This window comes from Photorhabdus akhurstii (genome assembly GCF_018448925.1).
Lineage (GTDB): Bacteria > Pseudomonadota > Gammaproteobacteria > Enterobacterales > Enterobacteriaceae > Photorhabdus > Photorhabdus akhurstii.
The window spans coordinates 1-24,017 of record NZ_RCWE01000042.1; the positions used below are offsets into that span (position 1 = coordinate 1).

A 24,017-nucleotide genomic window follows, 5' to 3' on the forward strand; every position below is an offset into this window, starting at 1 on the left:
GCAGCAAATTAAGTATAAGAAAGAAACGAATGCGAGCCTGGATGAAAACGCAATTTCTGGAACAAGTCGTACAAGCAGGATTTTCTAATCTGAATAATATTTAAGCATTCATGCGGTTGCCCTGGTTAGAAGCGCTGTATCTTGAAGCGGTGATGATTTTTCTAAGCCCTGCATGACCTGAGATTTTAATATATCTTTGCCCATTTTTACCAACATACTCTGTGGCTTTAATCCCTAATCTTTTAAATTCTCCTACTACATTTATAAAGTCGAAAGCATCACGTATATTACCTGCATAGGGTGATATAGGATCGGTAACTGAAAATATGCTCTTTACCCGTCATCTTTCAAGTTGCTTCTTTGTTGGCTGCACTCACTCACCCCGGTCACATAGTTATCTATGCTCCCGGGGATTCGCTCCCTTGCCGCCGCGATGCATCTTGAAATCCATAGGGTATTTATAAATGGGCTTTTTGGTGTTGGCGAATCAATCTCCTCTAAAACATCTTTCGCTTCCTCTAAGGATAGCAGTGCAATATACGCTGTATTCTCGTTTAACTGTTTTTCAAGACCAATAGCATTAAAGGACTGAAATTGAGGTTTCAAGTGATTAATCCCAATATGACCTCTTAGAAAATCGCCCATATAGCCTTCCCAAGAGGGGTTGTATCTTTTATGTGTCATCGTGAAATTTCCTTTAATATTCTTAAAATCAAAAATCGTCACATCGGTATTTAACGGACGGAGTTTACGATTTGAGTATAACATCGTTGTGTAAAAAAAAGCCACATTGGTTGCATAGTAGCAAAAAGTTGGATAAACGCAACCAGTCAGCTATTATATTCCTACTAAAATAATCCCTGATAAAATGGCGCCATAGACTTAAGCTTTTTAAAGATTCAGGTTTTAATAATGCTTAAAACTGAGTAACAGAACGAAGGCCCCACACCCAAATCTGATTTAACCTGAAAAGACGGGAGTGAATATAAGTGTGAAAATCATAAATAAATGCTTTAAATTCTGTTATCCCAACCATCCCCAATAACCGAAACTATTAACTAGAACAAGTAAACAAAAGCTTCTATGCTTTAGGAAAGAAACCCGGTATTAAAACCATTCACCTTTTTATTTGTCCTTTTTTCGGGGGAAATACCTGTTTTTTAAAGTTTAATCATCATGGTTTTATCTTAATAAATCAGTGGGTAAATAGTTTGATGATATAAAGATACCCGCTTATGTTCTTTTAAGATAATCCCTCTTTTTTAGGGTTTAAATCTTGCCGAATTAACCGTTTTACTATTTTTTTATAGTTTTCTTCGTAAAATAACGGTGAGAAAAAACTTTAATATTAACTGGAATGCATTCATGGTTTTCAAGTATTACTAATTCATAAAACGACCATCGTTAGACATATCAAAGATTACCTAAAATATGAAAAATAAGCCTGATAAATAATGTCAGTAATAGTTTTTAAACCTATCAAACCATACAACTTATTAACTATTTAACTGAATAATACTTACTCTTATAAAAAAATTTCAGAATAAAGTATCTGATACAAACGGCAATTTTATCCATCTCAATTCCGTGGGAGTATTGAGTCTTTCTGATTTATGTAATAAGATGTTCATAGCAGCAATAGATCAATTTATTAAATATAATTTTATCAGAGTGTTAGTGTTCACTAGCGTTTAGGATTACTAACCGTTTACAAATTCTAAAACCTACATGTCCAAGTTACTTGGACATGTAGGTTTTAAATATATTTTAAGGGTATTGAAATAGTGCCAGATATTTCGAATTCCTGCTGTTCTTTTTAGTTTTGGTAATTTACTTAATCAATAATTTTGGAAAATGAATGACGTAGGCAGTTTAGCTAATCCATTTTAAATAGGGTTAATATGATATGCTACCTTATACGATTTACTCTCCAAATAGTGGGATCACACTGTGTTCCTGGCTTAGTAATAACTGGAACGAATGTAAAAAAAAGCTTAATAATCATGGTGCCTTACTTTTTCGTGGATTCAACATTGAAGATGTTATTGCATTCAGAGAGGCAGTATTAAGTGCAACTCCTGAAATATTGGATTATGAAGAACCATCAACACCACGTACTAAAGTCAATGATCGGGTGTTCACTTCTACAGAGTACCCTGCTGATCAGCGAATACCTTTGCATAATGAAATGTCTTACCGGCGTACTTGGCCAAAATATTTATGGTTGTGGTCACAAAAAGCTGCTGATTCTGGTGGTCAGACAACATTGGCAGATTATCGAAGAGTGCTCCAACGCCTCTCGAATAAAACCCGTGAAGAATTTAAAAGTAAAGGTGTTTTATATGAACGACGTTATAACACTGGGTTTGACTTAACTTGGCAGCAAGTATTTCAAACTGAGGAACGGAGAATAGTTGAAGAAAAACTCAGATCTGAAAGTGTTGACTTTGAGTGGCTAGATGAAGAGCAGTTAATCACACGACAGGTTGTACAAGGTGTTATGACTCATCCTTACACTGGGGAAGAAAGCTGGTTTAATCAAGCGAATCTGTTCCATCCCTCCAGTTTGCCTGAAGAAGTTCAGCTTGCTTTGGAAGCTGCACTCGGTGTGGGGATATTTCCACGAATGGCGAAATATGGCGACGGTACTCTGATCAGCGAATCCACATTAATTGAGATTCGAGCCGCTATTGATGCGGAGACAGTGTACCCAGATTGGAAGAACGGTGATGTGGCGGTTGTTGACAACCTTGCAGTTGCCCACGGTAGGGAACCGTTTAGTGGAGCACGTAAAGTTTATGTGATCATGGCTTCACCAATGCATTGCAATTTTTCCCTGCCAAATGAGGACATGAGATGCAAACATGGAACACTTTGACAGAATCAAGAACTTGTGCAGATCTTTTTGCTAATTCAGTAGCCACTTCAGATTCATTATATGCTGTACGCCATGACAACATTGCGCTTACTTATAAAGAATTGGCAGGGAAGGCTGGTGCCATTGCTCAATTACTCATTTCACAAGGAGTGGTAAATGGTGATGTTGTGGCTATTTTTATGGAAAGATCTGCTACAAGTCTTGTAGCTGCATTGGCTATCTGGGCAGTTGGCGCTGCATATATTCAGTTAGAGGTCAGCGAACCCGATAGTAGAATTAATGAATTAATAGAGCGTTCAGGCGGGGTTAAAGTATTAACTGATGATTTGAACTGCCGACGTATTGAACACCATTCTTACATTAATCTTGATAGACAAATATTAGAGCCACAGGAATACATTCCGGTATCAGGTCGCAAAGCCGGTGATTTGGCTTATTTGGTATCAACTTCCGGCTCAACAGGAATTCCCAAACTTGTCGCAATTGAACACAGCAGTATCATGAATTACGTCTCGGCATTTGTTGAGCGCGTATCACCAATACCCTCCAGTTTGGCGAGTACAACAACTTTTGCTTCGGATCTTGGTAATACGTCTATTTTCGTCGCTCTGCTAACAGGTCGTACCCTTGAGCTTATCAATCGAGAAATGATGCTGGACTCAATCGCGCTTGCTAAACATATAAGTAAATTTTCAATTGGAATGTTGAAATGTACGCCTTCGCAATTAGAGATGTTATCCAGAGAAGGTAACCTTTCGGAATTATTACCTGAAAAAGTACTTATTATTGGTGGGGAAGAACTAACTTCGGCACTTGCTAAAACTTTATTTGCAGCAAACCCCAATCTGAGAATATTTAATCACTATGGCCCTTCGGAAACGACCATTGGTGTATTAATGCATCAGCTAAATGGAACACTCTTAGGCAATGACTCAATTCCAATCGGTAAGCCTTTAAAGGGCGTTGAAATAGCTGTACTGGACGACGCCAGGCGACCAGTTTCCTTCGGGGAAGTGGGGCAACTATATATAGGAGGGCTTGCGTTGGCCAGAGGCTATCATGGGGATCAAGATCTGACAGAAACTCACTTTGTTGATATCTTTGGAAGCAGGTTGTTGTTACCAGTGTAAAATCTGAGTTTCACCAGATTGATGAACTGGTTGCTTATGTTGTGGGTACTGCGAGAGAAAATGAACTACTTTCAAACTTAGCTACCCGATTACCGGCCAGTCATATTCCATCCAGAATCTACAGCATTGATGAAATCCTTGTTAATGCTAATGGAAAGCTTGATATAGCGCGTTTGCAGGCTTCTATTAATACTGTTGAATCTATTTCTTCTGATGTTACCGTTCCTCGTAATGACATAGAAAAGCTTATCTTAGATATTTGGCGTGAAGTGCTTAAGCGTGATGATATTGATATACAGGCTAAATTCCTGGAATCGGGAGGTGACTCATTCAAGTCGTTAGTGGTTTTTGGGCGATTACGTCGTCATTTTCCAAATCTCACTGTTGCCCAACTATTTAAATATCCATCCATTAAATCCTTAGCCAAAGAGCTTGGTGGCGAGAGCACAGCTCCTAATAAAACTAAGGTGGTACAGCTGTGACGACACTATATTCAGATGATGCGGTCGCCATAATTGGCGTCTCTTTTCGGTTACCACAATGTTCAAATTGGTGTGAATTGATTGATATTCTGGCTGATGGTCGGGACTGCATTCGTCCAATACCTGAAAGTCGGGTGGCTAATACGGGGCAGGTTCTTACAGGCAATGAAAAAGAGGGGGGATGGCTTGATGAAATTACAGGGTTCGATCATCGTTATTTTGGTATTGCACTAAGTGAAGCTGAATATATCGATCCCAGACAACGCATAGGGCTTCAACTGGCTACAGAAGCGATTGTCAATGCGGGATACACTCTGAAAGAGTTATCAAATGCGCGTACAGCAGTACTTGTTGCTGCGCATGGCGGGCCGCATTCAGATCTTTTTCAGTCGTTATCGGTACAGGGAAAAGCTAATCCGTTCGCTTTTATCGGCAGCTTGCATGCTTTTTCAGCGGGTCGCATTGCGTATCTGCTTGATCTGCGTGGCCCAGTTTATGCCATAGATACGGGATGTTCATCATTTTTGGTCGCACTTCACGAAGCACGGAACAAAATTCTGACAGGGGAGGCTGATTTTGCTCTGGTAGGAGGCTGTGAACTTGTTTTAGGCACCTTGCCTCAGCGTAGTGAGAACTCAAGTGGGTTAGGGGTTGAGTCAACGACAGATCGATGCCGTCCTTTCGATGCAATGGCTGATGGTGCTGGATTTGGGGAAGGAGGAGGTTTTGTCCTGCTTAAACGGTTGAGCCGTGCACATCAAGATAATGATGTTATCCATGCTGTCATACGAGGGAGTGCGATTAATCATGACGGTAGCCGTAGCAATGGTATCACTGCACCTAGCAGCATCGCACAAACCGAGGTGATTACGGCAGCATGGTATCAAGCAGGGATCACAGCTACTGATATTGGTTACATAGAAGCTCATGGTACGGGTACTAAAATTGGTGATCCGATAGAAGTGCAAGGTTTAATCGATACATTTGCCGCCTATGGAGTGCAACAGGAGCCTTGTGTTATCTCTTCTGTAAAAAGTAATTTTGGACATTTAAGTGGTATGGCTGGGTTGGCGGGGCTTGTTCGTATTATAGCTCAATTCCGCACTGGTCAGATTTTCCCTACAGCTCACTTCCAACAGTTGAATCCATTGTGTAGATCTACAGAAGAGTTGCCGATACGAGTTTCTTCCTCTTGTGAGCCGTGGCCACGTCAAGGTCAGCGTCCTTACTGTGCGGGAATCAGTGGGTTTGGTCTAAGTGGTACTAATGTGCATTTAGTCGTTGAAGAGGCTCCCTCAACTTTAAGGCACAAAAAATACGAAACAAATGAGAGGTTGGTGCTGATATCGGCACAGACGACACAAGATCTTAGCACTTACCTAAGTGCTATAACTAATGCGTTATCCTCAACCGAAGCATCAATTGACGAGGTTGCCGATATATTAATGCTGGGACGGGAGCATTTCCCATATCGTTGGAGCTGCGTGGCTTCATCTGTTTCGCATTTAGTGCAGCAACTCACGAATCACGGTTCAATCTCACTATCTTCACCATTATCTTCGTTATCTGTTGGTCTTATTTTTGATGAATGCTCTCCAATAGATATTCAACTATTGATGAAACGAGGAGAAACATTTCCGGCTTTTCATCGTGTAATAAAACAAGCAGAGAACTTATGTTCAAGGAAAGCTTGGACGCTTCGGCAGCGCTGGATTATTTGGTTGTTGGGACATCACGCGATATTGACAGCGTTTGGGGTGACGATTGATTTGTTATTGGCCTACGGTGTGGGGAAATTGGCTGCACAGGTCGTCGATGGTGGGCTTGAATTTGTTGATGCATTGCGTCTTGCTGATGAACCGGCAACTGAAAGATGAAAACACCATTGGTTGTTATGTTAATACAGTGATTGTGCGTGCACAGCTTGATCCACACCAGCCATTTCACGTAGTGCTGAATGCGGTTAGGAAGGCATCACTCAGTGCGATTTCACATAGTGCATTTCCTGCTGATCGAATTCAGAAACTGATGGCAAATACTTCCTATCATCTCACAATGTTTGATTTTCAGAATGATGTTGATCCTATTAAGGTATTAGGGGGAAATGGAGCCGCTGTCGAATTGCTGGATGTCGATCCTAATGGCGCAAAATATCCACTCAATCTTACCTGTATTGAATATGGTGATGAACTTCAAGCGCGATTGGAATATTCCACTTCTCTTTTCTCACAAGACACGGTTTCTCGCTGGTTGAATATTTATATAGGTGCACTGACACAGCTAGTGACATTAGGCGAGGAAACCACTCTTTTCGCCTTATTTGATGGTCAAGACGATGTTTTTAGCGATATTCCAGATTTTCAGTTCTAGATGTGGATAAAAAAATGACAACTATGAAGCTGATTGATCGTGAATACTGGCTGATGCGGGTTGGTGATTTAACTAAGGCCGCTGCTGCAACCGCAGATATTTTTCCTCACCATGAGGGATCTTTGGTAAGTGCGCAATGTCCGCTTTCCTCCGTTGTTACTGACCGACTGAAACAAGTAGCGGGCAACTCTGAATTGCTGACATGGGCAATTTTGGCGGCAGTGACTAGTATCGTGTTGCGCCGTATTGGGGGAGTATCCTCTGTTGTGTTGCATATTAACACAGAACAAGGCAAGCGTTTGCCTGTCTTATTGACTGTACCTCCTGCTGTGACTTTTCGTGAATGGTTAAGTAATGTTCGCATGGCCGCTGTTGAGGCGATTAATCATGGATCGATAGACAAGACGCTGTTGATACCGTTCTTGGAGCATTTCATGCCTATTGTCGTTAATTGCGCTCAGACGGAAACTGGGATAGCTATCGAGCTTATTGATGGTGTAGTTAGTGTTAGTGGAATTGTTGCTGCGGCTCAGACGTTTAATCACTTAGCAACAGGTATCGCTACACTGTTAAACAAGGGGCTTTTTGATCTCGACATCTGTCTGAATAATATGGCTATCGTCGATGACGCGATGCAAACAAAATTGCTAGCCAGATTCAATTCACCACCTGATTATAGCTCAGGAAAATCGTTTTATCGGCGAGTATTGGAGCAAGCGGAAAGTACTCCCCATGCGATAGCTCTGCGTGATGAAACAGAGTCGCTTACCTATCGGGAACTATTTCGGTTGGCGTCATCGGTAGCATTGAAGTTAAAAAATGCAGGCATTAGTGCCGATGATATTGTGGCGCTCTCGGCACCACGCAGTACTCGGTTTATTGCTGTTGCTACTGGTATTTTCTTCTCTGGTGGTGCTTACTTACCCATTGATCCAACTTTACCGAAAGCCCGGCAACAGCATATGCTAAAACATGCGAAAGCATTGATTGCAGATCATGTTGTAGATATGCCGCAGATAGTTTGGTTCTCATTCAGTGAACTTAGTTTTCAAAGCCAGGCTTTAGTGGATGATGATGAGATAAAGTTACTTAATCAGCAGGTAACTGAGCCATCACCAAGCGAATTAGCTTATGTAATCTTTACTTCAGGCTCGACAGGCTTTCCTAAAGGTGTAGGAATTGAACATCGTTCCTTCCTTAATTTACTGGCATTTCGGGTCCAAAACTGTGAATTGAAACCAGGAGTGGTATTACCGCAAACAGCACCCATTTCGTTTGATATCTCAGTTTGGCAAATGTTTACCGGATTAACCGCAGGTGCGACGGTTTCTATTGTCTCTGATGAGGTTGTAAAAGATCCTCAAGAGTTAATTCAATACATTATTGAGCAGGAATTTGAATATATTGAACTGGTTCCTTCTCTCATCGCAGTCATCCTAGATATCCTTGAAAAATCAATTTCACTGAAGACGCTGGTTCAGCGACAGCTACGTGGGATGATCTCAACCGGAGAAGTGTTAAACACGGAACTGGCACGTCGTTGGCATCAGTGTATACCAACGGTGACACTGCTAAATGCTTATGGTCCCGCTGAGTGTACCGATGATGTGACTCAAGGAAGGGTCGAAGAACAGTTTGATGGACTATATTGTCCAGTGGGTACGCCTTTGCCAAACGTGACAATTTATGTATTAGATAAAGATTTTCAACTTGTTCCTCCAATGGTCGGTGGTGAAATTTTCGTTGGTGGGCCGAATGTCGGGCGAGGATACATCGGCAGTAATCGCTTCACGGCGGCGGCTTTTTTGCCGGACCCATTTCTGCCTGTCCCGGGTGCCCGTATGTATCGGACGGGTGATCGTGGTCGTTGGCGAGAGGATGACATATTGGAGTGCCTTGGCCGGGCCGACAACCAGGTGAAGATTCGTGGTCGCCGCGTCGAACTTGGAGAAATTGAAGCGGTGCTGGCAAACCATCCTGATGTAGCGATGTGTGCGGTTGAACTTGTTGATATGGGTGGCTTTGAGCAATTAAGCGCTTTCGTGACACAGACGAGTGGTACCGTTGTGGATGCCAGATCGTTGAGTAAATTTTTGGCTGAGCAATTGCCGGATTATATGGTGCCGAGCAAGTTTTATTTTCTTGATGCGCTGTTATGTAATGCCAATGGTAAAGTCGATCGTAAGCAATTAAAGGCACTGGCAAAACAACAACCTGAATCTGCTTCTTATGTTGCCCCTCGCAGCAAGTTGGAACAACAGCTTTGTGATTTATGGTGTAAATACCTCAAGCTAACCAAAGTGGGCATCACGGATGATTTTTTCGCTTTGGGTGGGGATTCCATTATTGGTATCCGTCTGATACATGAGGCGGGCTCTTTGGGGATCAATTTGCGTCCTCGTCATGTGCTTGAACATCCAACTATTGCTTCACTTGCAAAACTGGCGAGTACCAAAGGCGAAATGGCAGCAAATTCAACTCCGCGTATAGAAAAAGCACCATTGACACCAATCCAACAATGGTTTTTCGAGCAGCGGTTTTCTGAACAGCACCATTGGAATCAGTCACATGTGATCAGTACAACGGAGCCGTTAAATGCAGAAGCATTATCCCTGGCGATACAGTCATTAGTTGAGCACCATGAACAATTGCGAGTTTGTTTTCCCAAAGAGAAGGGAAAGCATTATCAAGCTTTGCGCTCGCCTTATAACAACTTACTTTGGTTTGCTGAACCAGATTGTTCGGAAGAAACCATCGCCAATGAGGCTCATGCATCATTATCAATCGAGGAAGGACCGTTACTACGAATTGTGATGTTGGATGATTTTCGAGTTTTGCTGACATTACATCACTTAATTGTGGATCAAGTTTCCTGGCAAATCTTGCTGGAAGATCTTGAAACTGCGTATCAGGCTATTATTCAAAAAGAAATGCCGAGGTTACCGAGGAAAAGCACGCAATATCTCTATTGGTCTCAACAACAAACAGCAACATCTCCCCAAATACTTCCTCCGATCCAGTTGACCACACCAATTGATGTGGTACAGGTGAATAGTCATGTAAGTAACCTTTATGGCAAACGCTCGGTTGCTGAAGTCAAGTTATCTGAGTCAGAAACACAATATATTCAGGAAATTTCGGCATTAGTGCCTAACGGAGGAATACCTGCGGTTCTTTTGACGGGACTTGCAAATACCATTGCTGTTGAACAGGGTAACGGTCAACTCTTGCTTGAGTTGGAAGGTTATGGCAGGCAAGAGGAAAACGAGTCTATTGACGTAATGAGAACTGTGGGGTGGTTTACAACAATAGGTCCCTTTGTGCTACCGGTCAATGCTATGGTTACGGTAGTCGAAGTTGCGACTGCAATGATTGAAGCTAATCCCTATATCAAGACCCATTTACAACAAACTTATGTTATGGAGCAGAATCCAAACATTGGATTCAACTATTTAGGGCGTTTCAATACGAAGCAGCCGAATGATGGCTTTTTCAGTGTAGAAGAAGATATTGGAATGCGGCGGGCAGCAACGGGGCACCGTCCTCTGGAATGGGAAATCAATGCGGCCATCGTTGATGGGAAACTGACTATTACCCTTGAATACATCCCTTTCCGTCATAATGAAGCTGCAATTAATGCATTATTAGCCAAGTGGAAGGGCGCACTAACCAAAGTCAGACATGCGCCGAATGAATTAAGTGATTTGGCCCCTTTGACACCAGCTCAGCATGCTTTTTTTGAGCGTGATAATCCAAATGAAAATCATTGTAATCATGGTGTGTTGTTTACACTGAGTCGCACTTTGTCATTGGCGACTGTTGAACAGGCGGCAGCAGCGCTATTGGCCAGATTCCCTATTTTGGGAGCCAGCTTTATGGTTACTACATTGGGGAGGTGGCAAGGAATTAACCCGCAAGCCCGTATCGCAATTGAACAATTTGAATTGCAGCAGATAGCCCTAAATAGCTTATCGCAGAAAATTACTGAGTTAGCGAATATAGGTCATAAGTCGTTAGATCTGCTGAATGGGCCAATTTGCCGCATACAACTTTATCGAACTGCTCATAATTTGCCGGACAAGTTGTTGATTATAGTTCACCACTTGGTAGTCGATCCTTATTCCTGGGATTTACTTACAGAAGATTTAGCGGAGTTGCTTGGCGGAGCTGAAGCCCATGAATTAGATATTCCGACAACTTCGTATCTCGCTTGGGCCAGGCGTTTACACCGATTGGTGCAGGATGATCCAGAGTTGTTTGGTGTTCGTTACTGGCTTTCACAACCTTATGAACAGGCACAGCAGTTAGTAAGTACGGATGCTATTGGCATTGAGGCGAATATGGTTGAGCAAACAACAGTATTTGATGAAGTACAGACTCAGCAGTTTTTAAAACCATCTGAGCACAGTCAACTTCCCGTACTTGCCCGATTACTGACTCTGCTTGCGCGGTCTTTAGAAAGCCATTTTCTTTCCAGTGCCAACAATATCCTTGTTGAGTTGGGAGGACATGGTCGAGAAGACCTATTCGACGAAGTTGATTTAGGACGCACTATCGGCTGGTTTACATGTGGTTTTCCGTTCCTGTTGCCCTTTTCGATGGGACGCAGTTTTGATGAACATGCAACTGATGTGGCGCGGTTGTTACGTGAGGTACCTGTTCGAGGGTTTGGCTTTGAAGCACTTCGCTATCTTTCTGTTAATCCTAAAATCACCGAAAAATTAAAGGCAATTCCTCGACCACAATTAAGACTGGATTTTGAAGGAGAGCTTTTATTTCTGAATACGCCTGATGAGGAGAAAGTTAATCCGATCTTTATTGATATCACCACAGAGGGAACGGGTTACTGGAAGCCTCGGGTAACACCGATGGATTATTTGCTTTGTTTTAACATCAGTGTGAATGATGGCCAGATGGAAATTCGTGCTCAATTTGCAGGTGATGTCATGCCAAAAGAGCAAATAAAAACGGTCCTATCTGAATTTAATGAACGGATAACTCATAAAAATTAATATGAAGATACAAACGAATATGCAAGGTATGAACTCTCCTAACCCATTAACAGGTTTTAAGTTGCTTTGGCAGAGCGCCCGGACAATGAAAAAAGCCATTATTGGCACTTTCCTGGCATTAATTGCCACACTTGTTTGCGATTTAGTGGGGCCATTTGTGATCCGTCATTACATCGATAAAGCTACCACAGGTACTTTCGTTTATGAACTGGTCCTCTTGGCTTTGGGATACGCAATCATCTCTTTTGGCGGTGTTATCGCTGGTCTGGTTACCAGTTATTGCAGTACCAGTGCAGGTTGGGGTATTGCCGATGCACTTAGGCGTCAGCTATTTCATCATGTTGTGCACAATCGGTCTATCCTGCAAATTGAAAGTGAAGCTCAGGGTAAGCTCCTTGAAAAGATTGAGGGGAATGCGGACATCATTGGAAAAACTATTGCGGAATCTGGATTCCGGATTATAGGAAATATCGCATTAGCATTAGGTACTTTGGTGATTTTGTTTTCTATTATCCCAGAAGTCGGTATCGCAATTACCGTGTTGGTTCTCGTTGTGGCTTATGTTCTGGTGAAACTTACTAACCTTGCAGTAGTGCGATGGAAAAAAGCCCGTGAAGAGAGAGCCCACATATTTGGTTTTATCGGCGATACTCTTGCCGCGAAAGATGATTTGCATTCATTGGGAAGGAGCCGTTGGCCTGCTTTGCAACTACAGAAGATGCTTTCTGGCTTATTAAAAATAGAACGTAAAGCCTATGTCAGCGGACGCATATTTTGGCCGATTACCCAGCTATTTTTTGCCTTGAGTTTTGGCCTGGGTTTTGGATTTGGGCTGCAATTACTCGGTCATAACAGTATCAGTATTGGTACGTTAACCATGATTTATCTTTATGTTGACCGACTCAGAGAGCCAATGGAAGACATGTCTTCGGAGGTAGATCAGGTACAACAATTGATGGCGACCTTATCACTGGTAGTCAAGATGTTGCGAGATGAGGAGAAAGTCAATCACAACAGTGTAGAGAATCAGCTACCTGAAGGCCCCCTGTCAGTTCAATTTGATCAGGTTGACTTTGGCTATGAAGGTCATGGTAAACAAGTTTTACATAACGTTAGCTTCAGTGTGGACGCTGGAAGCAAAGTAGGCATTGTTGGGCGCACGGGGGCAGGTAAAAGCACATTACTCAATCTCATGTGTGGGTTGGCTCAGCCTGATAGCGGACGGGTTACCCTTGCTGGTGTTGAGGTCACTTCCATTCATCCTGATGAATTTGCCAATCGTGTGGCAGTGTTAAGCCAAAAAGCGTATCTCTTTTCAGCAACACTACGCGAAAACTTAACTCTGTTCGATAACAGCATTTCAGATGATGCAATTTGGTGCGCGCTCGAAGAGTTAGAGATCCATAAATGGGCGAAGACATTACCAGAGGGGCTGGATACTTTGGTGGGGGTTGAGGGGCGTTCATTGTCGGAAGGGGAAGTCCAAATGATTGCCGGGGTAAGAACCATGCTTCAAGACGCACAATTAATCATTATCGATGAAGGCACCTCGCTATTAGATCCTCGCACTGAGCAGAGTTGGATGAGATTACTGGAAAAAATTAGCGCTAATCGTACCGTGATCATCGTTGCCCATCGCCTGCATACATTATCCACTGCTGACCAAATCATTATCATGAATGAAGGCCGTGTCGAGGAAGTCCTTCATGGCGCAGGGATCAAAACGTTAATAAAACATAGGGAACTTATATCATGACGGGGTTAACCCACTTTTTCCCATCAAAAATGTTGCCTTCTTTACTGAGTTTAGTGCGCAGATTTTCCTTTCTTTACTTCATCAGCATGGTTATATGGACGCTGATCCACGGCTTACCTTTGGTCGTTGGTTTTGCCATCAGCCGGCTTCTTGATAGTGCTGTTGTCGATCCCGCAGGTTCAGCGGTTTGGTGGCTATTGGTATTGGCGGTAGGCTCGATGGTATTACGCTCAGTGATACTGATTTTTGGCTTACAGATTGATTTTACCCTTATTTTTAAGGTCAGCGCATATCTTAAACAACGCATTCTGGAGGGAATAAATTGCAGTCACTCTGGCGCGGATCTGCGTCTTTCTCAAGGGGATATGCTCAACCGTATTCGTAATGACAGTGATGAAGTAGCCTCTTTTCTCGGCTGGACAGCAGATTTCTTCTACCGGGCGGTACTATTGTTGATAGCACTTGTCGTGTTGCTGAGTACTGACATTGTGACGACATTGGCGCTTTTACCGATGGTTGGTGGTTTGTGGCTGGGTATAGCTCTCAAACATAAGGTCGGAGCATTACAGGAAGAGAAACGTCAATATCAAGGCCAAATTGCGGGTCGTATCACCGACATATTGGCAGGAATCCGTGACCCTCGCCTTGGTGGAAAGTTGGATCTGCATATTGAGCGACTTTCGGCAAGTTTTGAACGTCGTCGGGCGGTGCAGGCAACGCATCAAATGTTCACTGATCTGCTGTCGGGGCTATTTCGTAACATCGTGATGCTAGGTACCTCTATTGTCTTGATTATTGTCAGTACCCGAATTGTCAGTGGTGATTTCACTATTGGTAAATTGGCTCTGTTTTTGACTTATATCGGTTGGGTCAGTGAGCAGATCTTCTTTTTTGGTCGCGCATTGGCTAACTATAAAAATGCCGATGTCTGCTACGAGCGAATTCAGCCACTGTTACAGACAGAGCAGCCTGTCAGCGAAGCCCCTATTGCTAATGACATACTGAAATCACTGACGGTGAGGGGGCTTTGTTGCAATAGCGATACGCAACCTATTTCGTTTGCAGCTACACCCAATCAACTCATTGTCGTTAATGGAGAAGTGGGTTCCGGTAAAAGTCGTATGCTTCGCGGTCTGCTCGCGCTGGAACGACACTTATCAGGAAGTGTGCTTTGGAATAACAAAGAAGTTTGTGGAGACGTTGATTGGTGGCAAAGCCCTAAAGTTACTTATGCCCGTCAGGGTGCTGGCTTTATTGGCGGTACTGTTCGAGATAACTTGGCACTGGGTAACGACGCTATCAGTGATGAAACTATGGAGTGGGCGTTAACGGCAGTATATCTGAAACCGGGTTCATCTGATCTTCCTGAAGGGCTTGATACTGTGCTGGGTTCCGGTAGTGTCAAACAGTTATCAGGAGGCCAGCGCCAACGTTTGGCATTGGCCCGTATGCTATGTCATTCAGCCGAAGTTTATGTCGTCGATGATTGCGATTCATCTCTGGATACTGATACAGCCAGAGCCATATGGTCAGCACTACCTAAAAAGTGGCCGGGGATCTGGATTGTAGCCTCGCAAAATATTGACCTGCTTGCTCAGGCGGATCAAGTGGTGACTATCAAACGGCGGAGCGAAACATCATGAATTACAGGGTGGTATGTAACAAAGAGGATAAGCACTCTATTTGGCCAGAAGGTCGGACATTACCGGTAGGGTGGCAAAATGTGGGTTTTTCGGGATCAGAACAAGAATGCCTGGATTGGATAGCTACATATTGGCGTGATCCCAAATTGAAAGTTTCCGGAGAGACGTTGGAATGAAACGTGTTCAACTGACGCCAGGATTATGGAATTACTGCGATCAAGAGAAAACGACAATGACTGTTGTGATTGCGCCTTTTGGCGGCGGCAGTGCTTATTCTATGACCGACTGGGTTCAGCAACTGCTGGCAGATAGTTATCGGGTACTGGTGCTTCAGTATCCGGGACGAGGTTCTCGAAGTATTGAACCACTCCCTTTATGTATAAGAGATTTAGCGGCTACAGCGGCAAAAGATGTATTGCTGCATACACAGGGTCCTCTTCTTCTTATTGGTCATAGTATGGGAGCATTGTTATGTCATGAATTGGCATTACTTTTAGAACAAGCTAACCGAACCGTTGAATATTTGGTCTTATCAGCAGCACGTCCACCACATTTGAATGGCATGGTGCCAGAAGAGATACTCCGTATGAGCCGGGAAGCCTGGATTGAAGAGCTAAAAACCAATATAGAAAATGAAGATAAGAAACTGCTTCATGAGAATGTGATTGATCTCATGTTGCCTGTATTGCGTGCTGATTATTTGTTGGTGGCTGAGCACAAACAAGCCAGTGGCAAGGTACATTGCCCTATTTTAGCCATCGGCGGTGATCGTGACCCGTGGGTGAGCCCATATCATTTACAAGAGTGGCAATCGCTGACACATGATTCTTGCCAATTAGTCATGTTCCCTGGAGATCACTTCTATTATCGAGATCAGCTTTACGACATTTATTTGTGTATCCGTCAAACTTGCTTAAAAAAGGAAGTCTGCGCTAATGAGTGATGAAAATACCCAAACACAAATGAAGTATTCATCCAGTTTTGAAGGTTTGACGGATGAATATTTGGTTGTAATAAATGATGAAGAGCAATATGCCTGTGTTCATTCCGAATGGCCTGTCGCTACCGGATGGCGAGCGACCGGTTTTAGTGGGACGCAAGAAACATGTAAAAAATGGATTGAAGAAGTTTGGACCGATATGCGCCCGGCTTCTCTGCGTAATGGCCCACAATCCTTTGATAATCAACCCCTGATAGTGATTTATGATGAAGGCGCAGCCCTTCCCAAAGATATTGTCACTGAATTGAATGGGGTTGCACCACTTGTACTTGTTATCAATTCAAACGAACACACATAGAGAGCGCATATCCTACTTCTCACGATTTTGTCACGTAGTTGATGGTTCTGATATTGAAAGGGCGGTATCAGAACTCGCTCTCCTTAATCCTGCGGGGATTGTGACATTTAGTGAGCGTGCCTTACGTCTTACAGCTACGCTGGCAAAACACTTGAATTTGCCTTTTCACGATCTCGAAACGGTATATCGACTTACTGACAAAAATAAGCAGCGAGTGGCTTTACAAGAGGCTGGCATTGAATCGATAAGATTCTACCTCATTAACACTGTGTCAGATTGGGAGCAAGCTGTTGAACAGGTTTGTCTTCCCGCAGTGTTAAAACCATCCTATGGTGGTGGCAGCATCGATACTTATCTTATTGAAGATCCGCAAACAGGAAAGAGACTGGTAGAAAAACTGCTTTCAAATAAGCAGATTGGATTTGATGGTGGTCGTTCACTGGTATTAGAGGAGTTCCTCCAGGGGCGGCCATCGTTGCCTTTTGGCGATTATGTCTCGGTTGAAAGCTTGGTGGTTAACGGAGAGATTAAGCATATAAATGTGACCGGCAAGATGCCACTTAGTCCCCCTTTTCGTGAATATGGTCATATCTGGCCATCAGTCTTAAGTGATAGTGAACAAAACCAAATCTATGCATTAACGTCAAGTGCCATCAAAGTGTTAGGAGTTAATCGGGGGATCACCCATACCGAACTGAAGTTGACTGAGCAGGGACCCAGGATCATTGAAGTAAATGGTCGAGTGGGTGGGGGTATCAACGAGATGGCCAAAATCAGCCTCAATATTAGCCTGCTTGAAATGGCTGCACGATTAGCGCTGGGAAAAATGATTGATCTCCCTGTGTTCAATCCTGAGCGCGTCTATTTCAATATCTGCCATATTGCGCCAACACGTCCATGTGAAATTCTCCGAATTAATGGGGAAGATGAACTTCTCTCTCTTGATGGTGTATCGTCATATCGCCCATATGTGTGGGCAGGAACTACTTTGCCGGGTGGCTCACAAACCAATGAAATTAACATGGTGTTGGGCAAAGTGGATAACCATAAGGCATTTCTGGATATTTATCAGCGTATGGGGCAGTGCTTGCGTTTTCATGTTCGATTTATGGACAGTGAAGAAGTTCAAATTCTTAATGCGCATGAATTGGGGGCGATATGAGTCTTATTTCAAATGTAGCTAAAGTGCCGGATAACATAAATCTCACTGACCCCCTGACTCATTTACGTCCTGATATAGATAACATCTGGCGGCAATTACGTAATGAGTCACCTGTCGCTTGGCATCCTGCGGTCAATGGTCAATCAGGATTTTGGGTTGTCAGCACCCATGAGTTAGCTATGCGGGTTTACCGTGATAGTCAAACCTTTACCTCTGTTCGTGGAAATGTCATGGCTACACTGTTACATGATGGAGACACAGCGGGTGGTCGCATGCTTGCAGTGTCTGATGGAGACAGACACCGTCAAATCCGCAAAGAGTTGTTAAAGTCTTTCAGCCCTAAGAACCTGATGTCGGTACAGAAAAGAATCAAAAATGCGATGCATGAGCTTGTACATAATGCGGTAGCATCCGGGCAATGTGACTTTGCCACTGATGTAGCTCCACATATTCCGTTAGCGGCTATATGTGATATTTTGAAAATTCCAGAATCTGATCGAGCAAAACTATTTGTCAATGCAAGTGCAGCACTGGCTTCGAACTCTTTGTCAGTTGATAAAGTAGATACCCGACTCGCCAGAAATGAAGTGTTGATGTATTTCTATAAATGTATTCAGACTCGCAAAATCGAGCCATTGGAAGATGATCTTGTAAGTAACCTGATAGCAATGACTCAAAACTCCCTGGCATTAACAGAAGAAGAAATAGTCTTCAATTGCTATAGCGTGTTACTGGGTGGCGATGAAACAACTCGGTTGGCATTGATAGGCATCATAAAAGCATTTGCCGAATATCCAGAATGCTGGGCTCAATTGCGACGTGGTGAAGCAGAAATTAGTAAGGCAGTAGAGGAGTTGTTACGATGGACCACGCCGGCTTTACATGGTGGTCGGACCGCAACGGTAGGTGTTGAATTAGGCGGTCAGCAGATTAGGGCTGGTGATATTGTCATTGTTTGGAATCGGTCTGCTAACTTTGATGAAACCGTCTTTACTAAACCCAATCAGCTTGATCTGAATCGGAGTGATAATCGGCATATTTCTTTTTCATATGGGGTTCATTTTTGCCTTGGTGCCGCTCTTGCCAGAATAGAAATTACTGCACTGCTGGAGGCGCTTGTGGAGCTCGTTGATCAGATCTCTTTGAGCGGAGAACCCAGCCCTATCTATTCGACTTTTCTATCTGGTTACCATCGCTTGCCAGTCAAATTGACTGCTGCACATTATTCATAGGAATAAATAATGAAAGAACGCATAGTGTTGCATGAACAAATAGTGTTGCATGAACAATTTGATGCGATGGTTGAGAATGCTCCTCACAAGATCGCCATTAGTGCACATCATGTAGAAATGACATACCAAAATGTGCAAGACCGTGCTACCCAACTTGCCTATCGACTAATGGACTTAGATATCGGGGCTGAAGATGTGGTTGGAATCTATATTGAGCGCTCTTCTGACATGATCATAGCGATGTTGGCTGCGCTTAAAGTTGGTGCTGCTTATTTAGCACTACCACCCGATTATCCGACTGAGCGACTTCGTTATATGATAACGGACTCGCGTACAAGGTTGGTGTTGACTCGAACTATGATGAAAGATTCAACGGTCATTGAAAATGTTGCCACTGTTTATATCGATGAAATCCAATCTGTAGTGCCAAAAATCCTGCCACAAGTTACCAGTCAACAGCTAGCTTACGTTATCTATACCTCGGGAAGTACAGGACGCCCCAAAGGAGTGGGAGTGACTCATCATGGCGTTACCAACCTCGTTAGCCAGAAACAGCAGTACGTTCATTTCGGACCTAATGAAAAAATATTGCAGTTAGCACCGGCGGCTTTTGATGCTTCTGCCTTTGAAATATGGGGAGCATTGACTAATGGAGCGGCATTGGTATTGGCTTCTCCTTCATATCAAGCCATTGATGAGCTACCGAAATGCCTTGTTGAACATGGGATTACGATATTGCTACTGACACCTGCCTTATTTCACGTATTGGTAGATTATCGCGAAGAGGCTCTGGATAGCGTACCTCAATTGCTTGTTGGTGGCGATGCAATGTCAGTCACTCATGCGTTTAAATATTTGTCCAGGAAGCAGAAATTAGGCAAACACTTTTTATTTAATAACGTATATGGCCCGACTGAAGGAACGACCTTGGTGAGTAGTTACTCTATGTCATCATTAAGTATTGATGCGATAAAATCTCCCTTAGGTAAGCCTATCGTCAATGCGGAAATGTACTTATTGGATGAGATGTTAAGACCGGTCAGGCCAGGTGAGCGTGGTGAAATCTATATTGGGGGACAGTCTGTCGCACGGGGGTATTTATATCAACCTGGGCTAACTAGCCTGCGTTTTTTACCTGATCCTTTCTCCACCCAACCAGGAGCCAGAATGTTTGCTACTGGTGATGAAGGAGTATTGTCGAATGATGGACTGATTGAGTTTGTAGGCAGGCTTGATGATCAGGTCAAAGTGCGGGGTCATCGAGTTGAGCTGGCAGAAGTAGAGCATGCAATAAAAAGTTGCCAGGATGTGAGCGCTGTTTGTGTTGTGCTGAACATTGACAGTGATCGCCATGTTGAACAACTAGTCGCCCATTATACAACTCACACTGATCATACAACTCATAAAAGCACTGATGTTGAGCAAGCTATCATCACTTGTGTTCAAACGTTGTTACCCAGCTATATGTGGCCTAGTCAGTTTATCCAGCATGAACAGCTACCTTTAACAAGCAGTGGTAAAGTGGATCGTCGATTTTTGATGGGTTGGAAAGAGGCTGAGAGATTAGAAGAGGTGGTATCCAGTGAACTCTCCGTGACAGAAGCGCTGGTGGCAGAGATCTGGCAACAAATTCTAGGGCCATTTGACGTTGTGCCTGATGCTGATTTTTTTGCGTTAGGAGGCGATTCGTTATTGGCTATTCAGGTTATCGCGGAAGCTGAAAAACGAGGACTCAATCTGACACTTTCTACCTTATTTCGTACCTCGACACTTAGGGAAATGTGTAAAGATTTGGTGCTCCCAGAACAAACAGATAATGGACTAGCTCGCAATCCGACATTGTGTGGGGTTTGCCGCGGCTTGGCACAAACAGAAGAAGCTATCAGTCAGCAGAATGAGAACTCATTGATAAATGAAACGGATAAGCAAAGGTTGCCTGTTAATATCGAAACTGCTTATCCGGCGACGAGATTGCAGCTAGGGATGCTGTTTGAGGGATTATACAGTGGTAAAGCAATCTACCTTGATGTTATTGCTCGGGATGTCAACTTGCCACTGGATGAAAAAATATTTCACGACACGCTTCAGGCAATCGCCAAAAGGCACCCAGTTCTCAGAACAAGATTTGATTTGGCCTCTTTTAGTGAAGTGATGCAATTGGTTGAATCACTACCATCATTGCCACTTATAGTGGAAAACTACACAAATCTTGATGATGAACAGTTGGTTGCACGTCACGAAAAGGTAATGGTTGAGTTAAGCCGACCATTTGATCCTGAAGAGGCTCCTTTAATGAGGGTACATGCGGCGACATTGAATGAAGGGCAATTTCGGTTAGCTTATGCCTTTCATCATGCGATCCTTGATGGTTGGAGTGAATCTGTTTTTATCCTTGAGCTTTTGAGATTGTATCAAGCCAATTTAGCTGGTGAGTCTGTTTTATTGGAGCAACCAGCACCATTGTCAGAGTTTGTCAAACTTGAGCGTGAAGCGCTAAGTAACGACAAGGCGAAACAGTTTTTTAGTCAATATTTAGCTAAAGGAAAAACGGATAGATATCAAGATACTGATTATAGGAAAGCAGTATCGGTCTTGCCGGAACGAACAGTGAAGCAATTGCTAAAAAATGTATCAGATTGGGGCATTCCGTTAAAAAGTATGTTTTTTGCTAGTTTCTATCTGACAACAGCCCATCAGTTACAAGATATTGGTTTTGTCGCAGGGATGTCTGTTAACGGTAGGCCTGAGAGGGAAGGCGCGGATTTGACTCTTGGACTGTTCCTTAATCATATTCCGATAAAGTTGAATCTTGACTTTGCCAATAACTGGCAGGTGCTGGCAAGACAGGCTTTCGATGCTGAAAAAGAAATATTGCCTTTTAGACGTTTTCCATATTCAGAAATACAAACTCTGTTAGGAGGGCCACCCTTCGAGGCTACGTTTAGCTACGTTCATTTTCATTCTCGCAATGAGTTATTAGAACGAGGGTTGGTGAATACTAATGAAGATGTGCGTGACCATACCAGCTTACCGATTAGGGTTGAGTTGATAAATGATTTGAAAGGAGAAGGTATTTTAATAAATGTGACAGCAGATGAAAGACGCTATGGCACGGGATTCGCTTTAGCGTTGGCCGAACGGCTTAGTGAAAAGATAGAAGACATGGCTTTTTTATCCGGGCAGATTATTTAATTATCGTTGGATAGTTAATTTTTTGGTACTTGATTCCACAGTTTTTAGTTGCTGTAAACGCAGAAGTCTAATCTACGAGTGACTTACATTAGCCTCATTCAGAAAACGTTTAGAGGAGAACTTAAACAGATGGCTCGCCATATCTTGATTTTCTCAGTTGTGCAGGGGCGTTGAATTATGGGCATAACCATTACGCACTAAAACTGGCTGTATTTCAGTACATCAATGAAGATGGTATTCAAGGTGCATTGGATTTGCACACTAAAGCGAAAAAAGACTTTATCACCGCTTTTCAAGAAAACATTCTGGTACCCAGAGAGTTGACCTATAAACTACAGTTTACTTCACCGACTGGTAGCAGTGTTGTTGAATCGGCGATTAAGCTTGCACGTAAAGTAACCCAACGCTGTCGAGTCGTTGCTTTTACCAATGGTTTTCACGGTATGACAGGAACCTCATTAAGTTTGACAGGTAATAAGGATCATCGTCAGCCTGTGATGGATGCTTATGTGGAGCGTTGATGAAGTCTTAGCTAAAGTAATAGATATTTTAGATCCTCGATTAAATTGATCGTCAAATTTGGGGGTTCTTCCACAGGAGAGCGTAAAAATGAGAGCATAAAAAAGTCTGGGGCACTTGAGTTATTTAGCGGTAAAGTGGGCAATTCAACCGGACTATTACCCATTATCGGCCCATGAATACTTATACGTTAAAGTGGCTTCTTTAGCTGCTTTACCACATAAATGCCCCAAGGTTTTTTATGCTCTCCCCTAGTTGCTGAGTATACCATTTCTGGTATACTGAATTCACACAATACCAGAAAAGGTATAAACAGGATGGAGCAACAAAGTGAAAAGCTGCTAGTGTGGATAGGCAGCAGCAAGAAGGACTTGCTGAACTTGCCGAAGGACGTGCAGCGCTTCTTTGGCTTTGCCCTAGACTTCGCGCAGCGTGGCGAAAAGCATGATGCTGTGAAGGTGATGAAAGGGTTTGGTGGTGCCGGCGTTCTGGAAGTGTTGGAGGACGACATAGGTGGTACCTACCGAGCGGTGTATACGGTGAAATTTGACGAAGCGGTCTTTGTGCTACATGCCTTTCAGAAGAAGAGTAAGCACGGCATAGCGACGCCGAAAGAAGATATGGACATCATCCGTAATCGACTGAAAGTGGCCGCTGTGATGGCCCAGGAGATGAAAAATGAAAGAGAAAACCATTAATGGCGTAGCGGTTGAAATCAGCTCCGGCAACGTGTTTGCCGATCTGGGTTTCCGTGATGCCGAAAAGCACAAAATTAAATCCGGCTTGGCCTTTGAGATCATCAAATCTATCAAGCGTCTGGGGCTGACACAAACTACTGCTGGCGAACGTATTGGGATCAGCCAGGCAAAAGTATCCCACCTGTTCCGGGGCGATTTTTCCAACCTGTCAGAACGTAAGATGATGGAGTGTCTGAATCGGCTGGGGTGTGACATCGAGATCACTGTCAAGCCGACTACTGCCCAAACCGGGCATTTAATTTTGGCACATAGCGGGTAAGGTAAATTTGCCCATCTCTGATTAGCGGTGGGTAAAGACCAAACACATTGAAAGTTATAGAGAGCATAAAAAAGTCTGGGGCACTTGAGTTATTTAGCGGTAAAGTGGGCAATTCAACCGGACTATTACCCATTATCGGCCCAATACTTATACGTTAAAGTGGCTTCTTTAGCTGCTTTACCACATAAATGCCCCAAGGTTTTTTATGCTCTATATGAACGCATCCCGTTTGCAAGACAAAAATTACTCTGGCATCGACGGTAGGTTGCAGCTCTATATCCGGCCTTATTGCAGCCAGAGCTGCGGGCCTCGATGTAATCCGCTGA

General features: G+C 43.3%; 17 protein-coding genes and 1 pseudogene. 17 read left to right on the plus strand and 1 reads right to left on the minus strand.

Translation table 11 applies throughout. From position 1 onward, the window contains the following. Window positions 1-333: 333 nt before the first annotated feature. Window positions 334-684 carry a hypothetical protein gene (locus EAE93_RS24880; protein ID WP_250151161.1) on the minus strand — a complete coding sequence of 117 codons (351 nt, stop codon included), beginning with the start codon at window positions 682-684 and terminating at the stop codon, window positions 334-336. 1,222 nt (window positions 685-1,906) lie between these two features. On the opposite strand from EAE93_RS24880, the gene EAE93_RS22925 reads away from it, so the two are divergent. The 17 genes and pseudogenes from EAE93_RS22925 (at window position 1,907) to EAE93_RS23005 (ending at window position 23,691) form a co-directional block, all read left to right on the plus strand. Next, a complete protein-coding gene (locus EAE93_RS22925) occupies window positions 1,907-2,878 on the plus strand; it encodes a TauD/TfdA family dioxygenase (RefSeq protein WP_046394715.1) in 972 nt (323 codons plus the stop codon). After that, window positions 2,857-4,008, plus strand: coding sequence for an AMP-binding protein (locus tag EAE93_RS22930; RefSeq protein WP_040152261.1), 1,152 nt, complete (start codon window positions 2,857-2,859; stop codon window positions 4,006-4,008). Before EAE93_RS22925 ends, EAE93_RS22930 begins: the two co-directional genes overlap by 22 nt. A gap of 41 nt (window positions 4,009-4,049) precedes the next feature. Then, window positions 4,050-4,490, plus strand: coding sequence for a phosphopantetheine-binding protein (locus EAE93_RS22935; protein ID WP_214040624.1), 441 nt, complete (start codon window positions 4,050-4,052; stop codon window positions 4,488-4,490). Beyond that, window positions 4,487-6,367 carry a polyketide synthase gene (locus tag EAE93_RS25385; protein WP_214040625.1) on the plus strand — a complete coding sequence of 627 codons (1,881 nt, stop codon included), beginning with the start codon at window positions 4,487-4,489 and terminating at the stop codon, window positions 6,365-6,367. The genes EAE93_RS22935 and EAE93_RS25385 overlap by 4 nt, the downstream gene beginning before the upstream one ends. Then, window positions 6,327-6,860 (plus strand): condensation domain-containing protein, encoded by a 534-nt coding sequence (locus tag EAE93_RS22945; RefSeq protein WP_214040626.1) that lies wholly within the window; start codon window positions 6,327-6,329, stop codon window positions 6,858-6,860. The genes EAE93_RS25385 and EAE93_RS22945 overlap by 41 nt, the downstream gene beginning before the upstream one ends. A 14-nt stretch (window positions 6,861-6,874) precedes the next feature. Continuing rightward, window positions 6,875-11,872 (plus strand): non-ribosomal peptide synthetase, encoded by a 4,998-nt coding sequence (locus EAE93_RS22950; protein WP_214040627.1) that lies wholly within the window; start codon window positions 6,875-6,877, stop codon window positions 11,870-11,872. 19 nt (window positions 11,873-11,891) lie between these two features. After that, on the plus strand, window positions 11,892-13,628 hold the full coding sequence (locus EAE93_RS22955) for an ABC transporter ATP-binding protein (RefSeq protein WP_250151162.1): 1,737 nt from the start codon (window positions 11,892-11,894) through the stop codon (window positions 13,626-13,628). Next, window positions 13,625-15,271 carry an ATP-binding cassette domain-containing protein gene (locus EAE93_RS22960; protein ID WP_214040629.1) on the plus strand — a complete coding sequence of 549 codons (1,647 nt, stop codon included), beginning with the start codon at window positions 13,625-13,627 and terminating at the stop codon, window positions 15,269-15,271. Before EAE93_RS22955 ends, EAE93_RS22960 begins: the two co-directional genes overlap by 4 nt. Continuing rightward, entirely contained in the window at window positions 15,268-15,447 is a 180-nt protein-coding gene (locus EAE93_RS22965; protein WP_036814158.1) for an MbtH family NRPS accessory protein, read from the plus strand. Before EAE93_RS22960 ends, EAE93_RS22965 begins: the two co-directional genes overlap by 4 nt. Continuing rightward, complete coding sequence (locus EAE93_RS22970) at window positions 15,444-16,214, plus strand: thioesterase II family protein (protein WP_214040630.1); 771 nt, start codon at window positions 15,444-15,446, stop codon at window positions 16,212-16,214. Before EAE93_RS22965 ends, EAE93_RS22970 begins: the two co-directional genes overlap by 4 nt. Then, window positions 16,207-16,569, plus strand: coding sequence for an MbtH family protein (locus EAE93_RS22975; protein WP_250151163.1), 363 nt, complete (start codon window positions 16,207-16,209; stop codon window positions 16,567-16,569). The genes EAE93_RS22970 and EAE93_RS22975 overlap by 8 nt, the downstream gene beginning before the upstream one ends. Next, complete coding sequence (locus tag EAE93_RS22980; protein WP_214040631.1) at window positions 16,535-17,731, plus strand: ATP-grasp domain-containing protein; 1,197 nt, start codon at window positions 16,535-16,537, stop codon at window positions 17,729-17,731. Before EAE93_RS22975 ends, EAE93_RS22980 begins: the two co-directional genes overlap by 35 nt. Next, complete coding sequence (locus EAE93_RS22985) at window positions 17,728-18,963, plus strand: cytochrome P450 (RefSeq protein ID WP_214040632.1); 1,236 nt, start codon at window positions 17,728-17,730, stop codon at window positions 18,961-18,963. The genes EAE93_RS22980 and EAE93_RS22985 overlap by 4 nt, the downstream gene beginning before the upstream one ends. A 9-nt stretch (window positions 18,964-18,972) precedes the next feature. Beyond that, window positions 18,973-22,155 (plus strand): non-ribosomal peptide synthetase, encoded by a 3,183-nt coding sequence (locus tag EAE93_RS22990; protein ID WP_214040633.1) that lies wholly within the window; start codon window positions 18,973-18,975, stop codon window positions 22,153-22,155. Between the two features lie 140 nt (window positions 22,156-22,295). Then, window positions 22,296-22,676: pseudogene (locus EAE93_RS22995) on the plus strand (aminotransferase class III-fold pyridoxal phosphate-dependent enzyme); the annotation flags it as partial. Between the two features lie 315 nt (window positions 22,677-22,991). Continuing rightward, entirely contained in the window at window positions 22,992-23,372 is a 381-nt protein-coding gene (locus EAE93_RS23000) for a type II toxin-antitoxin system RelE/ParE family toxin (protein ID WP_011145550.1), read from the plus strand. Continuing rightward, window positions 23,353-23,691: a helix-turn-helix domain-containing protein gene (locus EAE93_RS23005; protein ID WP_011145549.1), complete on the plus strand. Its 339-nt coding sequence runs from the start codon at window positions 23,353-23,355 to the stop codon at window positions 23,689-23,691. Before EAE93_RS23000 ends, EAE93_RS23005 begins: the two co-directional genes overlap by 20 nt. The last annotated feature ends 326 nt before the right edge of the window (window positions 23,692-24,017 follow it).